The organism is Picosynechococcus sp. PCC 7002 (genome assembly GCF_963860125.1).
Taxonomy (GTDB): Bacteria; Cyanobacteriota; Cyanobacteriia; order Cyanobacteriales; family MRBY01; genus MRBY01.
Map to the genome: position 1 here is coordinate 951,919 of NZ_CAWLFA010000001.1, position 22,518 is coordinate 974,436.

The following is a 22,518-nucleotide window of genomic DNA, read 5'->3' on the forward strand; positions in this document are numbered from 1 at the left end:
CTCTCCCCATGGCTTTTACCAAATATCTAAACCAATCAGAATACTTTCTCGATCGGATAAGTCGCCGATAAACTTTCGCAAGGGGGGCGGCAATTTTTTGATCAGAGTCGGGGTCGCAACAATCCGTTCTGACTCAGCGAGGTCGGGGTGCTCATAAATATCAATGATCCGGATTTCGTGGCGTCCGGGCAGATATTCGCTGCAAATGCTTTCTAGTTCGTTGATCGCCCAGCGGGAATGGCTATTACTGCCAGCAACGTAGAGATAAAGCACATAGAATTCATTTTGTTTGTGGTGGATGGGAGGGCTTGGATCTAGCCGCGGGGAGGGATCCTTAGAGAAGTCAGAAGCCATGTATTTGGGTCAGGTTATGCCAGAAGCACGGTAGGTTGTCGCTGCAAAATTTGTTCGAGGGCGATCGCCGTCCATTCTATATCTTCCATTTGAGTTTGTGCACCTAGGGTTAAGCGAATCCCAGAGAGAGCCTCTTGATCGCTATAGCCCATCGCCTTCAGGGTTGTGCTGGGATTGAGTTTACCGCTATGGCAGGCAGACCCCGCACTAATACCGATGCCAGCGAGGTTCATTTGACGCACGAGGGTTTTCCCGGTTAGGCCCAGGAGGGGCGAATCTTGGCGCAAGGCAAAACTGACATGGTGGGGTAAGCGGGCATGGCGATCGCCTGTAATTTGTAGATGTGGGCTACTGCTCCCTCGGTTTAACAAAAAATTGCGGAGGCGACTCAAGCGTTCAATTTCTTGGGCCATGGTTTCCTCGGCGAGTTCAGCGGCCATCCCCAAAGCAACGATGCCGGGTAAATTTTGGGTGCCGGAACGCAAATTGTGTTCTTGGCCGCCGCCGTAGAGTCGGGGCTGAAGTTTAATACCGTCGCGCACATACAACGCACCAGCCCCCTGGAGGCCATAGATTTTGTGCCCAGACAGGGAAAGCAAATCCACGGGAAGCTGGCGGAGATCAATGGGAATGCGTCCCACGGCCTGAACTGCGTCGGTGTGAAAGGTAATGTGATGTTTTTTGGCGATCGCCCCCAGTTCCGCAATGGGTTGAATGGTGCCCACTTCGCTCTGGCCATAGATCACCGAAATTAAAATCGTGTTGGCTTGAATCGCCTTTTCTAGATCCTGAGGATCTACTTGGCCACGACGATTAACTCCGAGGCGTGTCACTTGCCAGCCTTGGGTTGCGAGGAAATCTGCGGCCTTGGCGATCGCCGGATGTTCCACCTGGGAGATAATCAAATGTTGCGGCTCTCGGTACTGGTCTGTAATGCCAAAAATTGCCAGGTTATCGGCTTCGGTACCCCCTGCCGTAAAAATAATTTCATCGGGGTTCGCTGCACCAATGAGGCTCGCCACTTGCATCCGCGCCATTTCCAGGAGGGTAGCAGCCCGATTGCCCCAACCATGTAAGCTGGAGGGATTGCCCCAGGTTTGGCCACAGACTGCTTGCACCCGCTGGATCACCAAGGGATGGGGGGGCGTTGTGGCGCTGTAATCAAGGTAAATTTGCATGGTGGGCGATCGCTCAATGGTTCCCTTAGCATACGCAAATTCGGGCCAACCCGTCAGCCCGTGCGACCAAGGGAGTATCCCAGGATAAGCCAAAGTCGCAACAAGAAAAAACTCCCCCAGTCCAAGACCAGAAGAGTTACGCCATCACATCACTCTAGGTACAAGCCCTAAGCCAAACTTGCAAGCCCATCACCGTAGAGCTTCCGGGCATAGTCCGTCCAAGTGCCCTGGCCCCAATAACGGAAACAACTGGTTTCTACCAACAGCAAATACAACAAAGATCGCTGATAGGCTTCTGTTTTCGTCACACTGGGGTCTTCGGCCACGAGACGGTCATATTTTTCGTGGAATTTGGCACTCAGTTCATTCATCGGCTCCAGGACATTTTCATAGCCCTTGACCCAACTGAGATCATTCGTCCAGGAAGCGCCATCCACATGGAATTGGTGATCATGTTCATTCAAATAGGCGATCGCCTGATTGACGGTTTCTGGAGTAACGCCTTGATTTTCCGCCTCCAGTCTTGTCCAAATCTTCGCCTGGCCCACCGCCTGACACACTGGATAATCGGCTTCGGTAATACCCTTCGCTTCTAGGAGTTCAAGATATTCCGTGCCATTAAAACCGACAACACTACCGTCATTTTTAATGTCATGCCAAGCCGGGAGATAACCTCCAGGAAACTCATTCATCATCACGCCGCCATTTTCCCCATCGGCGATCTGGGAAACTAAACAGGGCACTGATTGGCCTGCTAATTCTTGGCGATCGCGACTCTTCGCTTCGTAATAAGGTTGCATCTGGGCCACCAGTTTCGTATCAGACCCCTGGGTTTTAATCAGTGCCGTAATGCTGATTTCTTCGCCCCGGGAATTTTTCACCACCAGGCGATTGGGGAGATATTTATCATCATGGTGTAAACCAGAACCGTCCAAACGCTCCACGGAATGTTCTTGCACCAAGAGCCAACGATAACCACATTCCTTGAGGGCTTTAATGTATTCAAATAGCGTATCCGGATGATTGGGGAGGTGCATTTCTGGGGGCGAAAATCCCTTAACCCGCTTCAGGGCTTCGACCCCAAAAATTTCTGCAAAATAATGCTGCCAGGCTTGAATTTGCAATTTTAAATCAGGGATAGGCGTCGAAGGGGCCACCGCATGGCTCCACATAGTCCCTAGCCATTCCACATAGGGCTGATAACGGGCATCTGTGGTGATTTTCTTGAGGTTATCGAGGACATCTTCCCGGCCCATTTGCCGTAGACCCCAGAGCAGGTTGCCAGAATAATCCAACATAATCCGGGGGCTACAGCCTGCAGCTACTAGCTCAGGGATAAACTCTCCCATGCGGCTGTAGCACCAAGCAAACACTGTGGCATTGTGGTTATCACCATCGTGGGGATTTTCCATCATGTGCTGCAAGTTGCAAATGAGTGCGCCATCGGTTCCGGCGGGAATGGTGGGTTGGTGCATATGAAGGGCACAGGCAAACCCAGCCTTGACTTGATCAAGATTGAGATCACTCCGATCGAGAAAGATTTTTTCGTGATGATTGACAATCTCTGAAATTTCCTGCTCCTGACCGCAAATATTGGGTAATTGGGTTGCTTGAGGAGAAAGTGTCGAAACCATGTATTTTTCCTTATATATCTTTATCGCAATCACGGGACGATGCTTGAAGATCGCTACGGTCAATCCCACAAGGTCGTTTGTGCTGTCGTGGTCTTAATGTTATCTCAATCCTTTGGGAGTTAAGTTTAAGTTTTAGTTTATCTTGTTATTATTTGATAACCTTATGTTTTGTGAAGAAAAAAAGAGAGACCAGTGGACTGATCCCTCTCAAAAAGATGAAGTTTATTAACTTTGCTTGGTTTTTAAAGGGCTACCATTTCAGCAAATTAAACTGTTCCATATCGATGGTGTTGCGGTTGCGGTAAATAGCAAGGATGATTGCCAAACCCACGGCGGCTTCGGCAGCAGCAACAGTCAGAACAAAGACGGTAAAGACTTGCCCTTTGATTTCGCCGGGATCGAGGAAGTTAGAGAAGCCCATAAAGTTGAGATTGACGGAGTTTAGCAATAGCTCAATGGACATCAACACGCGGACGGCATTGCGACTGGTCACTAAACCGTAAATGCCGATGCAAAATAGGGCGGCAGCGAGAACCAGGATGTATTCGAGTTGAATTTGCATGGGTGTCAAGAAAAGCTTAGTTTTGTTTGGATTTGGGGCTATTTGCGCCAGCGAGCTCCCGGGGACGCTCTGGGAGTTGAAGGCCAGTACTCCCTTCTTCTGTGGTTGTAATCTCAGGAATAATATCGCGACGGGCCAGGATAATCGCGCCCACCATAGCAATGAGGAGGAGCACTGAAGCTAGTTCAAAAGGCAGGAGGAAATCGCTAAAGAAATGTTTGGCGATCGCCACCACAGAATTGCCCACTGCTGCCGGAGAAATTGTCGACAATTCCCAAGGAGTTACCAAAACCATCGTGCCAAGGAGAGCGAAAAGACCCAAGCAGACCAGAGCCGTTGCCCCCTGACGAAGGAGACGACCAGGCATCTGACTGAAGTCTTCTTTTTTATTCACCAACATGATGGCGAATAAGATCAAAACATTAATCGCCCCAACATAAATCAAGACCTGGGCTGCCGCGACGAAATCCGCATTTAACAGAATATAGAACCCAGAAATACTGATAAACACGCCCCCCAGCAGGAACGCTGAGTAGACAATATTTTCAAAGAGCACAACCCCAAGGGCTGACCCCAGCATCATCACCGTGAGGATGACGAACGAAACAATTTGAACACCTTCTGCTAAATTCACAGTTTTTTAAAACTCCTGCTAAATTCACACCTGCACTAATCTTGCTTAGTCTATCTTGGCTTTATTGATCTGCTGTTTCTTGTTGCTTTTCGGCCTGTAAGCGTTCGAGAATATCCTCTGGATGCTCGCCAGCCCGCTGACTGCCTTGGGGGAGATCATGGGGGTCAATGACACCTTGGGGCAAGTAGGCTAACTCCCGGAGGGGGGTCACCATTGGATCTTGGGTGACTTTGTAGGGCAGACGACCCAGGGCCACATTATCGTAGTTCAATTCGTGGCGATCGTAAGTGGCCAGCTCATATTCTTCTGTCATTGACAGACAATTGGTGGGGCAGTATTCGACACAGTTACCGCAGAAGATACAAACCCCAAAGTCGATGCTGTAATGCTTGAGGGTTTTCTTTTTGATGCTTTTATCAAATTCCCAATCCACGACGGGGAGGTTGATCGGACAAACTCTTACACAGACTTCACAGGCAATACATTTATCGAATTCAAAGTGAATTCTGCCGCGGAACCGTTCTGAGGGAATCAGCTTCTCGTAGGGATATTGCACTGTCACGGGGCGTCGCCGCATGTGATCAAAAGTTACCGAGAGACCCTGGCCAATATACTTCGCTGCCTGGGCTGCATCCTTGGCATAGTCACCGACTTGTTTGAGGATTTTAAACATAGGACATAGGGTGAGAAGATCAACAAAGAAGGAGAAAGAAACGACGAAGCTTTAGCCCCCAAAAGCAATGGGGAAAGCAAGTTTTAGGGCCGCCGTGAGCAATAGATTAACGAGGGCAACGGGGAGGAGAAACTTCCAGCCAAAGTTCAAAAGTTGGTCAATGCGTACTCGCGGTAAAGTCCAGCGTAGGAGGACAGCGATAAAGACCAAGGCATAGGTTTTCACGAGGGTCATAATAATCCCCAAGGAGGCGGTGATCACCTGGAGCCAAGGGGTGCTGGGGGCAACGTTTAACCAACCGGCAAGCTTATCGAGGGGAATGGGAAACTCCCAACCGCCTAGGTAGAGAATTGAAACAATCAAGGCCGAGAGCACAAGGTTGACGTAGGAACCAACATAGAACAGACCAAACTTCATCCCGGCATATTCGGTTTGATAGCCAGCGACAAGTTCTTCTTCTGCTTCAGGGAGGTCAAAGGGGAGACGTTCGCATTCGGCGAGGGCCGCAATCCAGAAAATGAGGAAGCCAACGGGTTGTCGCCAAATATTCCAGCCTAAAATGCCGTAACCGGATTGTTGTTCAACAATGTCAATGGTGCTCAGGCTATTGGACATCATGGCGATCGCCAATACAGCCAGGGCCAGGGGAATTTCGTAGCTGATTGATTGGGCGGCAGCACGCAGTCCCCCCAGTAACGCATATTTATTATTAGAAGAGTAGCCTGACATCAAAAGGCCAATGGGAGCGATGCTTGAGAGGGAAATCCACAGAAAAATCCCCACGTTCAAATCCGTAATCACCAGGTTTTGCCCGAAGGGAACGATGAGATAGGACAAAAAGACCGGAATGACCACGAGAGCAGGCCCGAGGGTAAAGAGCCAGGGATCTGTTTTAGCGGGGACCACATCTTCTTTAAAAACCAGCTTTAAACCATCGGCCACCGGCTGTAAAACCCCTAGGGGGCCTGCATATTCCGGGCCAACCCGTTGTTGGGCTGCCGCTGAAATTTTTCGCTCTAACCACACCACGACTAAAACACCCACTGTCGCGCCAATAATCATCAGTAACAACGGTAGGGGTAGCCAAATAGTCTTGGCAATTTCATGGGACAACCCAAAGGATTGGAGGGTTTCGATAAAACTACCTTGAAGATCGATTCCTGAGTTCATAGGGGTTCTTTGGCCTGCACGATGGATTGTTAAGGGAATGTATCGAGGCAGGGATTTCCAACAAAAGTGACATCACTGAATTAGTATATCGTTGTTCCGGGAAACTCCGTTATCAGAACCTCTTAGGGAATTTTAGGGGCTATTGATAAGTTTTTCTAAACCAAGGTGCGTCAATGGCCACGGCAAAACGCCAGGATTGGAAAATCGCCCTTAACTGATTTGGAAAATAAACGTCACCTTATCGCCTTTGCCTAGACCAATGCGATCGCCGGCCCGGAGTCGATGTCGATTACCGACGGGGAGGGGCACATGGTTGATATAGGTGCCATTGGAACTACCGGTGTCTTCGATATAGTAGAGGCCCGCTTCTTGGCGCAGGTCAGCGTGTACCCGTGATACCACTTCAGAACTCGGAAAACCAGAAACATCAATATCTGGTGGGACGGTCTCATTCGGTTTGCCGATGTGAATCACATCGAGGTGTTCAGGAATTTCTAAGGCCACCTGGGTTTGCACATGGAGCAAGCTGGCGGTCTGCACTTGAATTTGGGTTGCCTGCATTGATCCCTGGACAGTGGTTGGGGCAGGAGCAGGCGTTGGCGGCACCTCTGGGGCAGGGGTTGGTTCTTCAAAATCAAATGTGAAAGGATCAGGCAATTCTGGAGATTTGGCAACGGCAGGGGCGGCGGCTTCTTCTTCCTCGAAAAAATCAGGAAAATCAGGGAAATCTGCTTCGGGAATCTCTGGGAAATCCAGGGTGGGCTCAGGGGGCGCTGTGGGGGGAGCGCTGGCACTAGGGGCATTGGGAACCACAGTTTTGGGTAACTCCTCTGTTACTGCCATGGGAGCGGCCTGTTGCAGGTTAAAGCCACATTGACCACAGAAGGCGGCATTACTTTGGACGCTAGCGCCACATTGGGGACAAGCCGATGCTTGGGGGAGAGGGGTATAACAGGCTTCGCATTGGACGGCGCCGTCAGGATTTTGGTGGTTACAGTTGGGACAACTAATCATGACAGTGGGTGGTCAAAGGGAAAAGAATGGTTTTATTTTAAGGCTCTGGGCGAGATTTCGTTTGATAGATTGCTTGATCGGGGGCGAGGCGATCGCCAGCAGCAGCATCCAGGAGCCACCAGAGGACACCGTGGTCTGGGTTGATCAATTTACTGGGATAGGCAAACCCATCGGCATCGCTATGGAAAATTTTCTGGAGCGCCTCCTGTTTATTTTCCCCAGCGACTAGGAAAAGAATGTTCTGGGCGGCATTAATCAGGGGCACGGTAAAGGTCAGCCTGGGTTCTCCCTGTTTCTCGCCAACGGTGATGAGGCGATCGCCAACGGTTAGGGCCGCCGTTTGGGGAAATAACGAAGCAGTATGACCATCGTCCCCCATGCCCAACAGCACAATATCGAAACTGGGCCAGGGGCGATCGCCAAAAAAATTTCTCAACGTTGCGTCATAGGCCGCTGCATCTTGCTGGGGGTCTGCGGCTGCGGTCGGCATCGGGTGAATATTGCCCTCCGGAATCGGCACCTGATCCAGCCAGGCGAGCCGGGCCATCCGTTGATTACTATCGGGGTGCTCGGCAGGTACATAGCGTTCATCTCCCCAGAAAATGTGGAGTTGCGCCCAGGGGAGGGATTGCTCTGCTAATTTTTCGTATAAAGGTTTGGGGGTACTGCCGCCGGCAAGGGCAATGGTACAGACACCACGACGGGCGATCGCCTCCTCAATCCGGCCCATGACAATACGCAGCGCCCGTTTAATGAGTTCCGGTTTGTCATCCAGGATTTCCAGGTATTTTGTCATAAACTTTACAGAGGACGAACCATGCCCCCTAAAATAGCGTTACTCGTCATTCTAGTGGTGACACCCATAAACGCCCATTGACTGATACATAAAGTATGAATAATGTTCGCCTTGCTTCTTTTACGTCCCTGAGCCTCAAGATTTTGGGGGGCGTACTGTTAATTTCTTCTTTCGTTGATTACGTCATTGCCGCCTTCCCGTGGCTGCCCCTGGACAATGCTTGGCAAATTAATTTCACAAATCAGGTAGTCGGTAGAGGGCTTAACCCTTTGATTGGGATTGTGGCTCTGCTTCTGGGCAGTTGGCTAGATGACAATGCCGGAAAACCAGCAAAACTGCGCGCCTCCATTACAGATGGTCGTTTTTTAAGTTTTCTTTTTTCCCTCGTCCTTGGAGTGATCTTCTTGATTCTCATCCCTATCCACCTCGATAATATGCAGGGCATTCGGGAACAGGCGATCGCCCAAATTGAACAAGAAACCCAACAACGGGAACAACAAGTCCAGCAGCAATATAGCCAACTCCAAGCCCTTGCCCAAAACCCCGAAGCCAAACAACAACTAGAGCAACAGATCCAAGAAATTGAAACAGCCCTCAACTCTGGTCAAGTTCCCCCCCAGCAGATCGCCGAAGTCGAAGCTCAAAGACAAGAATTCCTCAACTACCAAACATTCGTCAATGACCCCGAAGCCCTGAATGCGCGGCTAGAAGAATTACAACAAAGCGTTGTTGAACTCCAGACACAACAGCGCCAAGAAGCCAACCGCAGTGTCCTCCAGGAAATTATCCCAACCACTATCCGCAGTCTCTTGTTAGGAATTGCTTATCTGATTGTGGGTTGGCTTGGCGTTCGCAATGCTTGGTTCAATAAAACAAGCCCATCCCAAGCCCCCCAACCTGAAGCACCTGCCGATTCCGAATAATATTTTTCCCGCTTGGGGTGACCTCGATGGGTACTTGTCACCCCATTTTTTCCAGCACAGTAGCACCCAGACACGTTGGCAACCCCAAAGAATTCAGTAAAATAGATTACGTCGTCTTTTTTCTTAACATTTCACTTATTTTTCTACCCTAGTCCCCAAAATTTCTCTGATTTCCTAAACCGACAAAAACGACTACCCACTGTACATATTCCCGCCATTTCGTCCACCATCTCCCTACCAGGAAACCTCGCCCTACCGTGTTAGAACGTCTGAAACAAGATTTAAAAAACGATCTGATTGCCGGGTTGCTCGTTGTTATCCCCCTAGCGACCACCATTTGGTTGACGATCACGATTGCGACTTGGGTGATTAATTTTTTGACGCAAATCCCTAAGCAGATTAATCCGTTCGATGGCCTGGACCCAATCTTGACCAATGCCTTAAATATTGGCGTTGGGATCACCGTTCCCCTGACATTTATTCTGGTGATCGGTCTGATGGCACGAAATTTTGTCGGACGTTGGCTGTTGGATGTGGGGGAACAAATTCTCCAAGGGATTCCCCTAGCAGGCGCAATTTATAAAACCCTCAAGCAACTATTAGAAACTCTCTTGCGGGATTCCCAGAGTCGCTTCCGACGAGTAGTGATGGTGGAATATCCACGACCTGGTGTTTGGACGCTAGGCTTTGTCACAGGAACAGTCAGTCCCCAATTACAGGCCCAGGTGGCCGATCCTCTCTTGAGTGTGTTTATTCCGACGACTCCGAACCCCACCTCTGGCTGGTATGCAATGGTGCCAGAAGATGATGTGATCAACCTCTCAATGTCCATTGAGGATGCCTTTAAAGTCTTAATTTCTGGGGGCATTGTGAGTCCGGAGGCAGAAACTGAACGAAAATCAGTGCGGGGCACAATTCCCCTCAATCTCACCCGCCGTAAAAAGTCCCGTGAATTGGAGCGTCCTCTTGAAGAATTAAACAGTCCCCAGGCGGATATGCTTTCTCTAGAGGAAGAAGTGTAGTTTAATGGTGCCTCTGAGTGACGTTGATTTTCCTTATTGTTTATCCCTAGTTAGACTATGCCCGCCCGTAAACAGCCCCGTAGTGTTGCCCGTGAAATTGCTCTATTGAGCTTGAGTCAGATCAAAGGCAAGCCCGATAAGTTAGAAGCCGTAGAGCTTGATGAATTGATGTTGGCAGCAGTTCGGACCCTGAGTAGCGAAATCCATGACATTTTAGAGGATGCGGCGAGTGAAGTTTCCCGGGCGGAGGAGCAATTACTCAGAAGTGAAACGTTAGCGGTTAATGTCAAGAGTGCGCGTACAATGGCCGCAGATGCCCTGGAATTGACTCGTGCGGCAATTAATCGTTTGGGTCATGTGGTGGAATTGCCAGAATTTTTGCAGTTGACTCGCCAACATGAGGTGCGCAATTTTGCGTTAGAGATTCTCACAACCCTCCGCCGTCGCAATGATCAAATCAAAGAGGTCATTGACGGGTCTTTAGTGGATTGGCAATACCATCGTCTGCCCCGCTTAGACCGGGATATTTTGCGCATCGCTGTGGCTGAAATTTTGTTTTTAGAAACGCCCTATAAAGTGGCCATCAATGAGGCCGTAGAACTGGCAAAACGCTATTCTGACGAAGACGGCCATCGTTTTATTAACGGTGTTCTGCGCCGGGTTAGCGATCGCCTCCGGGCTGAGGACAGCCTCAAATAGATGCCCTCTAGGTCATTATTATCTTAAGAAACTCGTCCCTAAGCCAAAAACAATACTGGTGAGCACTAATAGGAGATGTTCGGGGGCGATCGCCACGGTGACGCCAGTGCTATTGAGGATGGCATTCACACCACTACCGAGGGCAATGCCTGCGACCAGGGCAACAATCCCAATCAGAGCGGCTCGCCCAAAGCGTTGTTCTTTACGGTAGAGCAAATAAATATTCGCGATCAATGCCACAGTCAAAAGAGTTGAGGTGAGATCCGTTGCGAGGAATATTCCGGCAATGGCGATCGCCCCATTGACACCGAGGGCAGTATATAGAGTGTTGGTTTCTGGTGTATCCCGTAAATTGACCAACCACTGGGGCAGTTCGGGAGACTTCACCAACGGTTGAGACGCCTGCGCCTTCTTCTGAGAAGTTTCTGCAAAGCGAATTTTATCCGGAACATCGAGGGTGCCCTGTTGTCGTTGTCTAAGGCGGTCCATAATAATCGCATCGTAGGCCGCTTCGAGTTTGTCCACTACGGCGCGATCGCCTTCGTATTGGGCGCTTAGTTTTTGTTTGGCTGCTTGGATCTCTTCAAATGAAGCCGTTTTTGCAAGCCCAAGGGTTTCGTAGGGATTTTGTTCGCTCATTCTCCTCCTCCTGTGAGCATGCCACTGGGTTATTGGAACATCCTTAGATTCTTAATGTAACCCAATCATCATACAGTTTATTATTATGAGCGTTTTCCGGTGCGCTTTCCATAGAGCAAAATTTTTTCTGGTGATGATAGCCGGGGCGATCGCCTCAAGACTTGCCCAGACCAGAGAGTATACATCCCCATACTTAACGCTAGCTGATCAACGGAGTAGGTACTCGAACCACTCAGGCTCCCTAAACCGCTGCAATGTACAAAATCTTAGAGACCATCCCAAAGACCCTCCACTAAGCGATCGTGTAGAGGCCACTGAACAGACAAGCACAAAAATACAATCCTCCCAGACTATGGTTTGTGTCCGTTGATCGCACTCGGCATGAAAATAAGTCCATTTTGTCGATTGACCCTACCATAAAAACTCAAGCTTGATCTTTTATGGATCCTCTTTCTTTCGATCTGGCTTTGTAAACATAAGTTTATGTTAATTAGTTAAAGATGCCCTGAATTTTATCAGTTTCATGAAGCTTCTTTTAACCTCAGATTAATTAGGCACTAATTTTATAGAAAAAAGCTTCATTATATAGAATTTCTAAAAATCAAGCTTTAAAGGGTTGACCTTCCTTTTGAAAGGTAATAAAACTGAAGTACAAACAAATACGTAAGTAACGAAAAGGAGTAAGCCGCAATCTGCCTCAGTAGAAACACGTATTTTTACCCCAAAAGAAGTATTCTATTCATCTTTCTCCTTTGTGAGAAGGTTCATGGAGATCCTTCTGGGGCACTTGAAACCTCTACTTGCAAGGATCAAAGCGACATATGTACGTGTTTTTCCAAAAAAATCCCAGAAGTAGGGAGTAATTCCTCTACTGAGATTTCAAGAAAATTAAGTGTTCTGAGGCTTGGTTTATACGGGAAATTTAGACTTGATGGTTTGGGTCTTACCTTTTCCTAGCAGCAAGACTAAATTAATTAGTTACGCATTTGTTGAAATCAAACTGAATTCTATTGAGGATTCCTTACAATGGCTAAATTCAATTCTTCTACAATCACATTCGCAACCATCATCGCTTTTGCTGCCATCGGTCAAGCCGCACAGGCTGGCGAAAGCTACGTCCGCAACACATTCGAACACAGCACTTCCAAAACGACTTCTAACCTTGATCTGGAAAGCAAAGATTGGTATCACGGCTCTCGTGAATGGTCTAACTATGCTTACAAAGAATACTACGATGGAACTGTAACAACCAGTGTAGATGGTGAACTCTCTAGTGAAATTGCATTAACTGGAACTTTTGAAGGTACTGTTGAAGGTACCATTCAAGACGGTGCTCTATGTAACCAGTGTGGTGGGCCCGTTGACTTTTTTGAAGATGATTTTTCTGGTACCACAGAAGGCACAATTTCCTTAGAAGGTACTGAAAATACGATCGCATCTGACTTTACTACAACAAGTGATTATGACGGCTTTACCTTCCATGTTGCCGGTGCCCATGAGACTGGTAATGAAACCTTTGGTGGCTATTCTAAAGTTACTGGCACCATTGAAGCTATCATGCGATCTACAACTGATAGCCATGAAACTGCTGCCGGCAACCGATAATCTCATCGGTAATTTATCACGTAGCTAAGTTTCTAACTATTACAGATAGAATCATGAAAAGAATGCTAGGTTTGGCGATGGCATTGTTCATCGCCAGCCCGGCATCTGCGGGTAATCTGCTCCAGGGAGAGCCTTATTATGATGGTTTATACACAGGCGCTCCTTTATCTTTGGATATAGAGCCAGATCCTTTTGCATCTGCACCCACAATCCGGGCTAATTTTTTTCATTCCATTGAGCCATTCTACGGCGGCTCCACAGAAATTGATATTACAGAAGAATCTCGTGGGCAATCCAGCATTTTCGAAACAGAATTCTCTCAAAATGTAGTTTCCGGATCGATGAACCCCATCAATGGTGGTGTCGAATTCGAAAATTACACAGTCGAAAGTCAATATTCGTACGCGTCAGAATTTACAACACGAGGTTCCTCTACAACGGTCAAAGGCTCAGCAGAGACCTATGGCACCACCTTTATTTTTGAAAGCAATCTCTCCGTTGAGTTCTAAAGGTTTTATTTATGTTTGGTCGAAAATTCTTCACACTTTTAACGGCTGTCTCCACAGTGTTCCTGACTCCTATTTACGGAGCGGCTCAAACGATGCAAGATCAAAGTAATACGATGAATAATGAAAATTCATTGGGGAATAGTGCGACTGGGGTAGTCAACCAAACCGCTGTGTACAACTTAGGTCAAAGTGCCACCTACGGTTTTAGAGGGATCGTTTGTCCCCGCCCTTCCTTTGTGCTCAGTGGCTCTGCAAATGGCAATACATTTGATGGGGAGAGTTCAAATTCCTACGCTCTTTCCGGTGCCATTATTGTGCCCCTCGGTGGTCAAGTGGGCAGCAACTGTAGAGATTTCAGCACTACCCTACTGGAAAGAGAACAAGCCGAATTAGCAAAGTTTCAAATCCAATCTTCAGCGGAAACAGTCAAACTTTGTGCTGACATGATTTCTTCAGGCATTCAAGTAGATCCAGAGGTTTATCCAGTACTGGCGCGGCAATGTTCTGCAGTTCGGTTGGTTTCACAAGGACGGGCTTCTAGCACAAATGAAGCCCGACAAAATGAATCGACTCACAATAAGCTAGATGATGATGTAGAATTGTCTGCTAATTACTTAAAAACTGAGTAAATATAATATTTTGAATAGTGAGGAAAAATATCTCAAAGGCTATATGAAAATAAAAAAAGAGCGGCTAAAAAATCTTCAGCTTACAGTGACGCCTGTCTTTGCATTCTAAAGCACTAAAACACAGTCGTTTTTTTACTGACTCCAAGTGTTTTTATTACTATACTTAGAAATTCGTCAAATAGGCATGAAATTGCTGTATTAAAATATCCTACTGTATCTTTTAGTTCACACTATTTTTCTTGAGTTAATTTTGTATCAATAACTTAAGAAAATAAAGTCAAAGTGCTTCTATAATTTAAGATCTATTTTTAAACAGTACAGCTTTACAGAAAGAAAAACCAGAAGGGACGCCTATTTTATCTCGTTTTCTTCCCAGAGTAGCAGGACATTTTTTTCTGTAAAAGCAGAGCAATTTGTACTGAAATCATTATCAATAATGACATTAGATTCTTCGATCAAGACATCTGTACCGTTGCTTATATCTGCTTCAGAGCCTAATACAATGGGGTATTGTGGTTGTTGACATGCAGCATTAACGAGTACTTTGACTGGGAATACAACCGAATCATCGCTATAGGTGTAGACATTGGCGTGGTAGTAATAGGTATAGTCATCATAGTCGTAATTATATTCATAACCATACCGATACTGGTAATCAAAATCAATAAATACAGGTTCACTTTTTGCCTGTTGAACAACGATAAATGATAGACCACTAAGGGCTGCTGTAAACAGTTTATTCATTTTGCTTTCTCCATCCCTTGACTTAATTGATCAATATTGGAGCGATCAGTTTGAGTAAAATTTTTTGTAAAAGAACTTTTGCTGAAAGCACATCTCTTGGGTTTGTTAGTGCTTAATGTTGTACTCAATGCTTTTGGTTATGAATTATTTATGTTTACGATGAGAAAAATTCGAGGTTGAGTGATTGAAATATTGATGCTCTCCCCCTAAATGATAACAATATTTGAGAAAACATGACTACGTAGCTTAAATAAAAATTCAAGATATGTTTCAATACTCAAAAATAGTAAACAAGTATTGCATAGGCAAAAGGGGTATTGACGACCTTCGTTTAGTAGTCTGAATCTAGTCCACCTCTAACTTCTTGGGATAAATTGAAGTCTCAATTTTGAAAGCTTGGTGATGCATCTTTTTTCTAACACAATTAATTTAACAGGCAAAGGTTGTCTAAAATTATCAAGAAAAGAAGAAGGAAAAATTTTCTACTTCGGAAAGCCATCGTGGGGATTGGGGAAGCAGCAAAAGTTGCTTTTTATGTTCTGGCTCCCTTCAGGCCGTTTTTAGGGCTTGCCCACTGGTCAAATTGAATTTAAAAAAAAACTCTGGGGCGGCTCAGGGCGATCGCCATAGACTTTTCGCAGAATTACACTAAAATAATGTGTTAGGGAGGAATATGATCGCACACTAATCAAACAAGCTTTAGTTTGAAGCCTTGATTTACTATTCGCCGAAAGTATCTTGAAGAGTCTATGGCCGGTGCCAAAATTTTAGTTGTTGATGATGATCCAGCAATTCGCACACTAATTGTTCGATTTCTCGGGCAGAAAGGTTATGCAGTGGCAGCAGCAACGGATGGACAATCCGCTAAAGAAACATTTCAATCCTTTAGCCCTGACCTGGTAATCCTCGACATTAATCTGCCAGATACCCTCGGCTATGCCCTCTGCGAGCAAATGCAGGAGTCTAAGGATACTTACGTGTTGATCCTGACCAGTCGCACCGATGCGACCGATAAAGTACGAGGTTTTACCCAAGGGGCAGATGATTACCTGACTAAACCCTTTGACATTATTGAACTGGAACATCGTGTCCATGCGATCCTCCGCCGTCAGCGATCGCCCGTTGCCCCCCCAGCCCGAGACCAAAGCCTCGATTTTGCCGATTTAAACATTGACCCGATGCGCCATGTGGTCGCTGTCAAGGGAGAACCCGTCAACCTAACGGCCCTAGAATTTAACCTGCTCCACTTCCTCGCGAAAAATGCGAACAAAGTTTGGCGGCGCTCAGAACTGATTCAAGCAGTGTGGGGCTACGATTACCTAGGCGATCAACGGGTCGTGGATGTCCATATCGGACAAATTCGTCGCAAACTTGACAACCTCATGCAGCAAGAAAACCCGATCAAAACCGTGCGGGGTGTGGGCTATATGTTTGAAACAACATTAAACTCCTTTAGCGAAACCCGCTGATCAGTTCCCAGTCTGTGGCGTCATTTGACAGGAAAAGACCCCCCAAAAGTGAGGGTCTGAAACTCTATCTTGGTCTTTTCTCTTCCCTCTGCTGCCTATAATTAAGGCTGATCTATTTTTTTGCTTTGCCCATGAGTGAAACCTCGCAAACCATTCAACTCCCCAGCCTAGAAAGTGCGATCGCCCTCTCTGGCGTCAAGGAAGAAAACCTCAAATTTCTATCCCAGCACACCGGCACAACTGTGGTCTTACGGGGACAAGAGCTACTGGTGCGAGGTCGCGAAAAGGCCGTTAATCGTTGCATTAAAGCGCTCTATTTCCTGCAACCTTTTTGGGAAACAGCCCAACACATCTCCCAACCAGATCTCCTGACGGCCTTCCATGCCATTGATACCCATCAAGTCGAAGAATACCAAGATCTCCAAAAGCAGACTCTGGGGAAAACCAGACGTGGCGAATATATCCGGGCCAAAACATTTCGACAGCGCCAATACATCCAACTCATTCAAAAACATGACATCACCTTTGGCATTGGGCCGGCGGGTACTGGGAAAACCTTTCTCGCTTCAGTCCTAGCCGTCCAAGCCCTGCTCCGGGATGAGGTTGAGCGTTTGATTTTAACCCGGCCAGCGGTGGAAGCTGGAGAAAAACTAGGCTTTTTGCCGGGGGACTTGCAACAAAAAGTTGATCCTTTCCTACGTCCTCTATACGACGCCCTCTACCAATTTATCGATCCGCTGAAACTGCCGGAACTAATGGAAAAAGGGCGCATTGAAATCGCACCATTAGCCTATATGCGGGGACGCACCCTCAGCAATTCCTTTGTGATCGTCGATGAGGCCCAAAATACGACCCCAGCCCAGCTCAAAATGGTGCTGACACGGTTGGGTTTCGGTTCTAAGATGGTGATCACCGGGGACATCACCCAAACGGATTTGCCGAGTCATCAGTCTTCGGGATTGATTATGGCGAGTAAGATTCTCCAGTCTGTAGAAGGGATTGGCTTTTGTTATCTGACGGATGCTGATGTTGTGCGTCACCCCCTCGTCCAGAGAATCGTTAGCGCCTATGATCGATTTGAGAGCCATGGTACGACCAGCCAAAAACGGCGGCCTTTGGGACAAACGAAAGGAGGGTAGCAAGGGGGCCATACCCTAATCACCTATTTTGTTATGACGACAATTCTAGTCATTGAAGATGATGATATTGTGCGGAAGCTAATCCGTAAAATCCTAACGCAGCAGCAATATGCAGTCCTAGAAGCCGCCGGGGGACATCAGGGTGTGCAGTTAGCCTTGGCGCACCAACCGGATTTGATTGTTTGTGATGTGATGATGCCGGGGATAGATGGTTATGGGGTCTTGCAAAAACTCCAGGCCGAAGCGGCAACGGCGATGATTCCTTTTGTGTTTTTAACGGCCCGGGCGGAAAAACAGGACATTCGCCAGGGAATGCGTTTGGGGGCGGATGATTATTTAACAAAACCATTTACAAAAGAAGAATTATTGTCGGCGATCGCCATCCGGTTGAGTAAGTTATCTTCTTTGCAACAGCACTATAGCCCCCCAGATTCATCGCCAAAGGCAGCGCCCCAGACAATGCCCCCAGCACTGAGAAATGATTGCGGCGATCGCTTTAGTCTCCAGGAAACCTTCGAGGCGATCGCCCTGACCCTCCAGCAGGATGATGCTGCATTTTTACCGCTATTTGTCGTTGGCTTTGAACGGTTTGCCCAGATCTGTGCTGACCTCGAACCCCAGGAAATTGACACGCTCAACCAGGCGATCATCAATCGTCTAAATCAAGGGCTCCAAGGGCGAGGAAGAGTCATTTGTTTGGCGGCTGGGGAATTTTGCCTCGTTTTAAATCGCGCCTATGTCCAGGCCGATACCGGGGCGATCGCCCAGGAAATCCTTGCTGCTTTCGAGCAATTTTTAACCACTGCCACCGAGGAGTTTTTCCTGTCCGTGAGCCTAGGGATTGCTGAGTATCCCCAGGATGCCGACAATCTCAGGGATTTAGTCGCCCAGGCCCAGGCCGCCCAGCGCCAGGCCCAAAATTTAGGGGAGCCGCGCTATCAATTTGCCAACGCAATGACGCCGCAAAGTTACCCCAAGGGCCTTGATCTAGCCGATGATCTGCGGGATGCCTATCACCAGCATCAGTTAACGGTTCATTATCAGCCCCAATGCCAACTGCCAGGAAAAGAGATGGTGGGGGCGGAGGCCCTGCTGCGGTGGGAACATCCCCTGAGGGGTTCTATTCTGACTGAGGAAATTTTGGCGATCGCCAAACCCATCGGTTTACTCGAACTTCTCGATCAATTTGTGCTGACCCAAGCCTGTCGTCAGCTCCGCCGCTGGGCAAACCAAGACCATCAAACGTTCCAAATGGCGGTCAACCTCTCGGCGACTCAATTTAATCAACCCCACTTCCACCAAGATCTCAGCCACTTACTGATTGAAAATAGCTTAAACCCAGCAAACCTCGTGTTAGAACTCACGGAGTCAACCCTCTTAGACAATGCCCCGTTAACCATTCGCCGCCTCAAGGCGATTAAAACCCTCGGTGTCAAAATTGTTCTGGATGATTTTGGTCTGGGTTATAGCTCTTTGACTTACCTCAAAAAATTTCCCTTTGATTTCCTCAAACTAGACCCCAGCTTAATCCGCAACATCCACCAAAAATCGGCACAACAGACAGTAGTGCGATCGCTAATTAACACGGCCCACCAACAGAAACGCTTAGTGATTGCGGAGGGGGTTGAAAACGAGACAGAATTAGAGTGTTTGCAGCAACTCAACTGCGATCGCGCCCAGGGTTTTTTGTTGGGCTATCCGATGAGCGTCCCAGAACTAGAACAGCTACTCTTGTCCAAGACAATATTTCCCCATGATTCGGTAATCTTTGATGCCCCTGACCCCTAACACCACGGCCCCAGTAAATTCAGTGAATTCTGACCCAAGGCGATCGCCGCCAATCTCCCTGCCAGATAGCCCCTTAAAAATTGGTAACGTTGCCCTCCAGAGCCGTGTCCTCCAAGCGCCCCTATCGGGGGTCACGGATCTAGTATTTCGTCGCCTGGTACGTCGCTACGCCCCCAGTTCAATGATGTACACCGAAATGGTGCGCGCCCAGGAAGTTCACCACCTCCAGACCTTACCGAGGCTCATGGAGATTGACCCGGGGGAGCAGCCGATCAGCATTCAACTGTTTGACTGTCGCCCTGATTTTATGGGGGAAGCAGCAAAAAAAGCCGTGGCCGAGGGCGCCCAAACCATCGACATCAACATGGGTTGTCCGGTGAATAAAATTACCCGCAAAGGAGGTGGTAGCTCCCTCCTGCGGCAACCAGAGGTGGCGGTGGCGATCGTTAAAGCAGTGGTGGAAGCCGTCGATGTGCCTGTGACCGTTAAAACCCGCATTGGTTGGGCTGATGCTGAAATCGTGATTGTTGACTTTGCCCGCCGGTTAGAAGATGCCGGAGCGCAAATGCTGACGGTGCACGGTCGCACCCGGGCCCAGGGTTACACCGGGAAAGCCCAGTGGCAGTGGATTAAAAAAGTCAAAGAAGTCCTCTCGATTCCGGTGATTGCCAACGGCGATATTTTTTCCGTGGATGCGGCGATCGCCTGCCTGGAAGCAACGGGAGCTGATGGGGTGATGTGTTCCCGGGGTACCCTTGGTTATCCGTTTTTAGTCGGCGAAATTGACCATTTCCTCAAAACGGGACAGCGGCGGCCCCAACCAACCGTGGTGGAGTTGCTCCAGTGCGCCAAGGAACATTTAGACGGGCTCTGGGCCTACAAAGGACAAAAGGGCATTTACCAATCCCGCAAGCACCTGACTTGGTATTGTCGCGATTTTCCGGGGGCCGCAGATTTTCGCGATCGCCTTAATAAAATCAACACCGTCGCCGAAGGTCAAGCCCTCCTGGATGAAGCCATTGAGCAAGTACAAAACCAAGCCAGCATTCCCGCCATCCAAACACCCCAATTGGCGGTGATTTAACCCTTTTTGAGTTTACGAAACACCTCGTACATTTCCGGTAAACGCTTGTAGATGGCCGAAACTTTCCGGTAAACCGCATTGGGCACCGCTGGACTACCAGAGACAATTTCCCCAGGGGCAACCCGACTGTTAATCCCGGTTTGGGCCGTGGCGATCGCCCCATCACCGATCACTGCTTGGTTCGCGACGCCCACCTGACCCCCAAGGAGCACATTATTCCCAACGGTGACGCCCCCTGCTAAACCCACCTGGGCGGCAAGGGCACAGTTCGAGCCAATGGTTCCCCCATGGGCTACATGGACGAGATTATCCAATTTGGTTTGGGTTTTAATGCGCGTTTCCCCGACGGCGGGCCGATCCACCGCACTGTTACAGCCAATTTCAACGCCATCTTCGAGGACAACAATTCCCGACTGTTCCATCTTGAACCAGCCCTGGGCCGTGGGCACAAAGCCGAATCCTTCTGCCCCGATTACCGCGCCGCTGTGGATTACACAATGATTACCAATCTTGGCCCGCTCGTGGATCGTGCAATTGGCATGGAGTAAGGTATCCGCACCAATTTCCACATCGGGATAAATCACCGCATTGGCCATAATGCAAGTGCGATCGCCAATTTTTACCCCCGGATAAAGCACCACATGGGCACCCACCGAGACAGCCTCGCCCAACTGCACCGACGGATCAATTACTGCGGTGGGGTGAATCCCCGGTGCCGGACGGAAGGGTTGATAAAAGACCTTGATTGCCGCCGCGAACAATAAACGCGGTTCCTTGGTACTCAGCCAAGCTAGGCCGCGATCTGTGGCTCGTTGTTGCAAATCTTCATCCGCAGGCAAGATTAACGCCGAAGCTGCCGTTGTATCGACCCTTGCGGCAAATTTCCCCCCTTCGATGTAGCTGATTTCCTGGGATTTTGCGGCATCAATGGCGGCGACCCCCGTAATCTCCGGGTCACTTCCGAGGGAATGATCGATAATGAGATCAGACTTTAAAACTTGAATTAATTCAGAAACGTTCATCGAATTTTAGCTATAGAAAATGACGATTAATCTAAACAAGGGCCAAGGCATTTCCCTCAAGAAAGCTGCACCAAGCCTCACCGCCGCTTTTATTGGTTTAGGTTGGGATATAAAGCAACAGGGCACAGGGGCAGACTTTGACCTTGATGCTTCTATTTTTATGCTGGGGAATAATGGCAAGCTCATTTCAGACCAGCACTTCATTTTTTACAATAACTTGACGAGTCCCGATCCTGAACAAGCCGTCAAATTAATGGGGGACAATCGCACGGGGGCCGGTGAAGGTGACGATGAGGTGATGATCATTGATTTTCGGAAAGTGCCGGAAAATGTCGCCACAATTGTGGTCGCGATTTCGATCTATGACGGGGAAGCGCGGCGGCAGAACTTTGGTCAGGTGCAAAATGCCTATGTCCGGTTGGTGAACGTGGAAACGAAAGCAGAGGTATTGCGCTATTCTCTCCAGGAACATTTCTCCACTGAGACGGCCCTGATTATGGCAGAGGTCGTTAACGAAGGGGGCGAATGGCGCCTCAATGCAGTGGGTGATGGCTACCAAGGAGGCCTACAAACGCTGCTCGACCGCTATCAATAGTGTTTTGGCTTGCTGGTTGAGGAATTCGGGGAAGTTCCCAGCTAGTAGAACAGATGGCGATCGCATATTTTTTTAAATCGCCTCAAAACCCTTCCCCAATTTTTGATTTTGATGCCTTGCGGAGGACGGGCAATGGGTAATTTTTCAAAATTTTGGCGCACGTTGGCGATCGCCACGGGGATTTTAGCAATTCCCCTGGTTGCCCAGGCAGAACTGGTACAGGTGGTAGCCAGTCGCAGCTACGACGAAGACTACGGCCAGTACATGGAAAAAGAACTATACGTCAATCCCACAACCATCAGACGGCAGGGGCCGTTTGCTTGGTGGGAAGTAGAAGCGGTCAACCGAGATAGCACCTCGAAGGAATTGCGCTACCATGCCCGGGCCTATTATTCTGGGGACTGCTCCCGGCGGGTCACCCGTTTACGGGAAATTTCGGTGTTTATCCTCAACGGCGAAAACACTGATTTTTACAAAAACTACGGCGATCAAGGGGAAGTGAATACGGTCTCCTCCGGTTCGACGGGAGCTAGCCTCCTAGACTTTGTTTGCGGCAATGGTCGCACCGATACGGCGGCGGCCCCTCGCCTTGACGAATAGAAAACATTTCGACACGATATTCTAATGATTATTTAG

24 protein-coding genes are annotated in these 22,518 nt (G+C 48.4%); 12 read left to right on the forward strand and 12 right to left on the reverse strand.

The annotated features are described in order from the left end of the window. Positions 1 to 15: 15 nt before the first annotated feature. From AACQ84_RS04690 to pgl, 9 genes are all read right to left on the reverse strand, one after another. Positions 16 to 354, reverse strand: a complete 339-nt coding sequence (locus tag AACQ84_RS04690) for a circadian clock KaiB family protein (RefSeq protein ID WP_012306548.1) — start codon at positions 352 to 354, stop codon at positions 16 to 18. A gap of 14 nt (positions 355 to 368) precedes the next feature. Next, entirely contained in the window at positions 369 to 1,532 is a 1,164-nt protein-coding gene (locus AACQ84_RS04695; RefSeq protein ID WP_012306549.1) for a cysteine desulfurase family protein, read from the reverse strand. 167 nt (positions 1,533 to 1,699) lie between these two features. Next, on the reverse strand, positions 1,700 to 3,166 hold the full coding sequence (locus AACQ84_RS04700; RefSeq protein ID WP_012306550.1) for a hypothetical protein: 1,467 nt from the start codon (positions 3,164 to 3,166) through the stop codon (positions 1,700 to 1,702). A gap of 250 nt (positions 3,167 to 3,416) precedes the next feature. Then, positions 3,417 to 3,722 (reverse strand): NADH-quinone oxidoreductase subunit NuoK, encoded by a 306-nt coding sequence (nuoK, locus tag AACQ84_RS04705; protein WP_198158715.1) that lies wholly within the window; start codon positions 3,720 to 3,722, stop codon positions 3,417 to 3,419. Between the two features lie 22 nt (positions 3,723 to 3,744). Next, the gene (locus tag AACQ84_RS04710; RefSeq protein ID WP_012306552.1) at positions 3,745 to 4,362 is read right to left on the reverse strand and encodes an NADH-quinone oxidoreductase subunit J; all 618 of its coding nucleotides are present in this window, start codon (positions 4,360 to 4,362) and stop codon (positions 3,745 to 3,747) included. Between the two features lie 61 nt (positions 4,363 to 4,423). Continuing rightward, on the reverse strand, positions 4,424 to 5,035 hold the full coding sequence (ndhI, locus tag AACQ84_RS04715; protein ID WP_012306553.1) for an NAD(P)H-quinone oxidoreductase subunit I: 612 nt from the start codon (positions 5,033 to 5,035) through the stop codon (positions 4,424 to 4,426). 51 nt (positions 5,036 to 5,086) lie between these two features. Further along, complete coding sequence (nuoH, locus tag AACQ84_RS04720) at positions 5,087 to 6,205, reverse strand: NADH-quinone oxidoreductase subunit NuoH (protein WP_012306554.1); 1,119 nt, start codon at positions 6,203 to 6,205, stop codon at positions 5,087 to 5,089. A 210-nt stretch (positions 6,206 to 6,415) separates the two neighbouring features. After that, positions 6,416 to 7,219 (reverse strand): FHA domain-containing protein, encoded by an 804-nt coding sequence (locus AACQ84_RS04725; RefSeq protein WP_012306555.1) that lies wholly within the window; start codon positions 7,217 to 7,219, stop codon positions 6,416 to 6,418. A gap of 37 nt (positions 7,220 to 7,256) precedes the next feature. Beyond that, positions 7,257 to 8,015 (reverse strand): 6-phosphogluconolactonase, encoded by a 759-nt coding sequence (gene pgl / locus AACQ84_RS04730; protein WP_012306556.1) that lies wholly within the window; start codon positions 8,013 to 8,015, stop codon positions 7,257 to 7,259. Positions 8,016 to 8,110: 95 nt separating this feature from the next. Here pgl and AACQ84_RS04735 point away from each other — a divergent pair, with 95 nt between their 5' ends. The 3 genes from AACQ84_RS04735 (at position 8,111) to nusB (ending at position 10,659) form a co-directional block, all read left to right on the forward strand. Continuing rightward, a complete protein-coding gene (locus tag AACQ84_RS04735) occupies positions 8,111 to 8,938 on the forward strand; it encodes an HpsJ family protein (RefSeq protein ID WP_012306557.1) in 828 nt (275 codons plus the stop codon). A 257-nt stretch (positions 8,939 to 9,195) separates the two neighbouring features. Then, the gene (locus AACQ84_RS04740) at positions 9,196 to 9,960 is read left to right on the forward strand and encodes a DUF502 domain-containing protein (protein ID WP_012306558.1); all 765 of its coding nucleotides are present in this window, start codon (positions 9,196 to 9,198) and stop codon (positions 9,958 to 9,960) included. A 57-nt stretch (positions 9,961 to 10,017) separates the two neighbouring features. After that, a complete protein-coding gene (nusB, locus tag AACQ84_RS04745; protein WP_012306559.1) occupies positions 10,018 to 10,659 on the forward strand; it encodes a transcription antitermination factor NusB in 642 nt (213 codons plus the stop codon). Positions 10,660 to 10,677: 18 nt separating this feature from the next. Here nusB and AACQ84_RS04750 read toward each other — a convergent pair whose 3' ends face one another. Next, on the reverse strand, positions 10,678 to 11,298 hold the full coding sequence (locus AACQ84_RS04750; RefSeq protein WP_012306560.1) for a CPP1-like family protein: 621 nt from the start codon (positions 11,296 to 11,298) through the stop codon (positions 10,678 to 10,680). A gap of 1,026 nt (positions 11,299 to 12,324) precedes the next feature. Here AACQ84_RS04750 and AACQ84_RS04755 point away from each other — a divergent pair. From AACQ84_RS04755 to AACQ84_RS04765, 3 genes are read left to right on the forward strand one after another with little or no spacing between them, the layout of a single operon-like run. Next, positions 12,325 to 12,903, forward strand: coding sequence for a hypothetical protein (locus AACQ84_RS04755; RefSeq protein ID WP_012306561.1), 579 nt, complete (start codon positions 12,325 to 12,327; stop codon positions 12,901 to 12,903). Between the two features lie 53 nt (positions 12,904 to 12,956). Then, entirely contained in the window at positions 12,957 to 13,412 is a 456-nt protein-coding gene (locus tag AACQ84_RS04760) for a hypothetical protein (protein WP_012306562.1), read from the forward strand. 11 nt (positions 13,413 to 13,423) lie between these two features. Then, complete coding sequence (locus AACQ84_RS04765) at positions 13,424 to 14,041, forward strand: hypothetical protein (RefSeq protein ID WP_012306563.1); 618 nt, start codon at positions 13,424 to 13,426, stop codon at positions 14,039 to 14,041. 351 nt (positions 14,042 to 14,392) lie between these two features. On the opposite strand, the gene AACQ84_RS04770 is transcribed toward AACQ84_RS04765, so the two are convergent. Next, entirely contained in the window at positions 14,393 to 14,785 is a 393-nt protein-coding gene (locus AACQ84_RS04770; protein WP_012306564.1) for a hypothetical protein, read from the reverse strand. Positions 14,786 to 15,534: 749 nt separating this feature from the next. On the opposite strand from AACQ84_RS04770, the gene AACQ84_RS04775 reads away from it, so the two are divergent. The 4 genes from AACQ84_RS04775 to dusB all read left to right on the forward strand — a co-directional run bounded on the left by AACQ84_RS04775 (position 15,535) and on the right by dusB (position 20,265). Beyond that, positions 15,535 to 16,254: a response regulator transcription factor gene (locus tag AACQ84_RS04775; protein WP_012306565.1), complete on the forward strand. Its 720-nt coding sequence runs from the start codon at positions 15,535 to 15,537 to the stop codon at positions 16,252 to 16,254. Between the two features lie 131 nt (positions 16,255 to 16,385). Further along, positions 16,386 to 17,393 carry a PhoH family protein gene (locus AACQ84_RS04780; RefSeq protein WP_012306566.1) on the forward strand — a complete coding sequence of 336 codons (1,008 nt, stop codon included), beginning with the start codon at positions 16,386 to 16,388 and terminating at the stop codon, positions 17,391 to 17,393. Between the two features lie 33 nt (positions 17,394 to 17,426). Then, complete coding sequence (locus AACQ84_RS04785; protein ID WP_012306567.1) at positions 17,427 to 19,181, forward strand: EAL domain-containing response regulator; 1,755 nt, start codon at positions 17,427 to 17,429, stop codon at positions 19,179 to 19,181. Beyond that, positions 19,165 to 20,265 (forward strand): tRNA dihydrouridine synthase DusB, encoded by a 1,101-nt coding sequence (dusB, locus tag AACQ84_RS04790; RefSeq protein WP_083764427.1) that lies wholly within the window; start codon positions 19,165 to 19,167, stop codon positions 20,263 to 20,265. Before AACQ84_RS04785 ends, dusB begins: the two co-directional genes overlap by 17 nt. Here dusB and lpxD read toward each other — a convergent pair. Next, a complete protein-coding gene (lpxD, locus tag AACQ84_RS04795; protein ID WP_012306569.1) occupies positions 20,262 to 21,287 on the reverse strand; it encodes a UDP-3-O-(3-hydroxymyristoyl)glucosamine N-acyltransferase in 1,026 nt (341 codons plus the stop codon). The genes dusB and lpxD overlap by 4 nt on opposite strands. A 19-nt stretch (positions 21,288 to 21,306) precedes the next feature. Between lpxD and AACQ84_RS04800 the strand changes: the two genes are divergently transcribed. Continuing rightward, positions 21,307 to 21,882 carry a TerD family protein gene (locus tag AACQ84_RS04800; RefSeq protein ID WP_012306570.1) on the forward strand — a complete coding sequence of 192 codons (576 nt, stop codon included), beginning with the start codon at positions 21,307 to 21,309 and terminating at the stop codon, positions 21,880 to 21,882. Positions 21,883 to 22,014: 132 nt separating this feature from the next. Beyond that, on the forward strand, positions 22,015 to 22,482 hold the full coding sequence (locus tag AACQ84_RS04805; protein ID WP_012306571.1) for a surface-adhesin E family protein: 468 nt from the start codon (positions 22,015 to 22,017) through the stop codon (positions 22,480 to 22,482). Positions 22,483 to 22,518: the final 36 nt, after the last annotated feature.

Bases quoted from the DNA above. Each gene is read 5' to 3' on its own strand.
- AACQ84_RS04700 (WP_012306550.1), bottom strand. From the start codon at position 3,166: ATGGTTTCGACACTTTCTCCTCAAGCAACCCAATTACCCAATATTTGC.
- AACQ84_RS04695 (WP_012306549.1), bottom strand. From the start codon at position 1,532: ATGCAAATTTACCTTGATTACAGCGCCACAACGCCCCCCCATCCCTTG.
- AACQ84_RS04785 (WP_012306567.1), top strand. From the start codon at position 17,427: ATGACGACAATTCTAGTCATTGAAGATGATGATATTGTGCGGAAGCTA.
- AACQ84_RS04690 (WP_012306548.1), bottom strand. From the start codon at position 354: ATGGCTTCTGACTTCTCTAAGGATCCCTCCCCGCGGCTAGATCCAAGC.
- AACQ84_RS04775 (WP_012306565.1), top strand. From the start codon at position 15,535: ATGGCCGGTGCCAAAATTTTAGTTGTTGATGATGATCCAGCAATTCGC.
- AACQ84_RS04805 (WP_012306571.1), top strand. From the start codon at position 22,015: ATGGGTAATTTTTCAAAATTTTGGCGCACGTTGGCGATCGCCACGGGG.
- AACQ84_RS04725 (WP_012306555.1), bottom strand. From the start codon at position 7,219: ATGATTAGTTGTCCCAACTGTAACCACCAAAATCCTGACGGCGCCGTC.
- AACQ84_RS04735 (WP_012306557.1), top strand. From the start codon at position 8,111: ATGAATAATGTTCGCCTTGCTTCTTTTACGTCCCTGAGCCTCAAGATT.
- AACQ84_RS04765 (WP_012306563.1), top strand. From the start codon at position 13,424: ATGTTTGGTCGAAAATTCTTCACACTTTTAACGGCTGTCTCCACAGTG.
- dusB (WP_083764427.1), top strand. From the start codon at position 19,165: ATGCCCCTGACCCCTAACACCACGGCCCCAGTAAATTCAGTGAATTCT.
- AACQ84_RS04760 (WP_012306562.1), top strand. From the start codon at position 12,957: ATGAAAAGAATGCTAGGTTTGGCGATGGCATTGTTCATCGCCAGCCCG.
- AACQ84_RS04750 (WP_012306560.1), bottom strand. From the start codon at position 11,298: ATGAGCGAACAAAATCCCTACGAAACCCTTGGGCTTGCAAAAACGGCT.
- ndhI (WP_012306553.1), bottom strand. From the start codon at position 5,035: ATGTTTAAAATCCTCAAACAAGTCGGTGACTATGCCAAGGATGCAGCC.
- nuoH (WP_012306554.1), bottom strand. From the start codon at position 6,205: ATGAACTCAGGAATCGATCTTCAAGGTAGTTTTATCGAAACCCTCCAA.
- pgl (WP_012306556.1), bottom strand. From the start codon at position 8,015: ATGACAAAATACCTGGAAATCCTGGATGACAAACCGGAACTCATTAAA.
- nusB (WP_012306559.1), top strand. From the start codon at position 10,018: ATGCCCGCCCGTAAACAGCCCCGTAGTGTTGCCCGTGAAATTGCTCTA.
- AACQ84_RS04770 (WP_012306564.1), bottom strand. From the start codon at position 14,785: ATGAATAAACTGTTTACAGCAGCCCTTAGTGGTCTATCATTTATCGTT.
- AACQ84_RS04800 (WP_012306570.1), top strand. From the start codon at position 21,307: ATGACGATTAATCTAAACAAGGGCCAAGGCATTTCCCTCAAGAAAGCT.
- AACQ84_RS04780 (WP_012306566.1), top strand. From the start codon at position 16,386: ATGAGTGAAACCTCGCAAACCATTCAACTCCCCAGCCTAGAAAGTGCG.
- AACQ84_RS04755 (WP_012306561.1), top strand. From the start codon at position 12,325: ATGGCTAAATTCAATTCTTCTACAATCACATTCGCAACCATCATCGCT.
- lpxD (WP_012306569.1), bottom strand. From the start codon at position 21,287: ATGAACGTTTCTGAATTAATTCAAGTTTTAAAGTCTGATCTCATTATC.